We start from the raw sequence: 1,634 nt of genomic DNA, 5'->3' as shown, positions 1-1,634 counted from the left end.
CGAATTAATCCTATCGCCTAGTCACTTTCCTAAAACCTAGACCTTTTCGTAATTTCCTCTAAAGCGCAGCGCCTCTTAACCTCTGTGGTGAATAAATCACTTAAAGGCATTTTCACAAAGAGCAGGCAATGAGGGTAAATGAGAAGAAAAAAGTTGTGGGCTTCGAACAATCCTAGCCCCTAGTCACTTCGCTAGCTTCTAGTACCTTTACACACCTAGCCACTTCCCTAGAACCTAGCACCTGTTACTCCTATAACCTAGCGCCTTTTTATTCTATATCTGGTATAACACTTTCTAAGCGTTTTATATCTATATCGCTGATATCAGCAAAGCGCTTAAAGTGGCTCGGCCATTGCTGCGTGTAGTCTTTGAACTGGCTGATTATTTTTGTCGCTTTTGCCTTCGTTAAACCAAAGCGTTTAGCTTGTGATAATAAATTGTCGATACTGGCATATCGGCCATCATCGCCAAGGCCTATACCATGTTGTTTTGAGTTATTGATTGGGGTGATGTCGTAAGCTGGGCTCAAGCGCCATGTTTTATCAGTAAGGTGATATAAAAAAGCATGGTTGCGGCTGTGATCGTCAGTGTTACCAATCAACGCATTAAACACCATGCGCTTGTAAAGCTCTGTTGCATCATCAGCATACTCACCAGTATGATGGCGAATAAACTCAGCCAATTCACCGTAACTGTAGTAAGTTGCTAAATCACTCATCGCCACTTTAGGCTTTTGTAGTAAGCTGTTAGCACTTAAAAAGTGATGAGTCGGTAAACCATTACTCACATCAAATCGTTCGACTAATAGCACATCCCCGTTTTCCGTTTCATTAACTTGGGTATTTGCACAGCGAATACCTAACTCTTTCGCCATACACATGGCTGCGTGTTCAGCTCGTACTAAATTGAATAAATCATCTTGACGATTAAACTTAGCCAAATAAAGCTTAGTGCCAATTTGCACAGAGGTTTTAGGCCTTGCGCCGCCCATGCTTTGACCAAATTCAAATGCCTTTTTAGCCTCATTTGAAATAGCTTTATTAGCTAAAAGATCATCTTTTGCTTGATCCAGCAATGCTAAATCAGCCAAAGTATTTTTATTGGTTTTATGTTTAGAGGCACTGCGCGATAAGCTAAATACCAGTGCGCCCACGCCATAGCCTGAGCCTGCAAGTAAAAATTCCAGCTCATTTTGTGGTTTGGTTGTATGCAAAGATAAAATCAGCTTACGCCCCCACGAATCAGCGCCCGCATCACTTAAAACACCAAATACACCGTTATTAGCGGTATAACTGACAATGCCTGGCTGTAAAGGCAGATGAATTGGGTCGAGTGCAAAGGCATCATCGCGGGATAGATAACTTTTACCATAGTTAAATTCACCTCGGCCGGTTTGTGTATTTAACTTAAAAAAGCCACAAATAATGGGTTTGTCTTCTAGCCCATCAATAAACACATAACACTCAGAAGTCATCGTTAATCACCTGGGTTTTATTGGTTTTACGTTGCCGTGCATTGTAGCCGCCTACATCAGCTGCTAATTCGTTAATTTCATCGAGCAGTGATCCTTGTAATTGCAACACCACCAGTGCTTCAAATAAAACATCACTTTTAACCACTTCCCCTTGCTCCAG

The 1,634-nt window shown here is 41.6% G+C and carries 1 protein-coding gene; it reads right to left on the bottom strand.

All coding sequences use genetic code 11. The features are described 5' to 3' along the window. Positions 1–268 precede the first annotated feature (268 nt). Positions 269–1,474 carry a type II toxin-antitoxin system HipA family toxin gene (locus tag V7783_RS20980; RefSeq protein WP_335680381.1) on the bottom strand — a complete coding sequence of 402 codons (1,206 nt, stop codon included), beginning with the start codon at positions 1,472–1,474 and terminating at the stop codon, positions 269–271. Positions 1,475–1,634 lie beyond the last annotated feature (160 nt).

Source organism: Pseudoalteromonas sp. (assembly GCF_036960685.1).
Classification (GTDB): Bacteria; Pseudomonadota; Gammaproteobacteria; order Enterobacterales; family Alteromonadaceae; genus Pseudoalteromonas.
This window is presented reverse-complemented; position numbering and strand designations above follow the sequence as displayed.

What these genes read in the sequence shown, in the direction of transcription:
- V7783_RS20980 (WP_335680381.1), bottom strand. Translation starts at nt 1,474, where the DNA reads ATGACTTCTGAGTGTTATGTGTTTATTGATGGGCTAGAAGACAAACCC.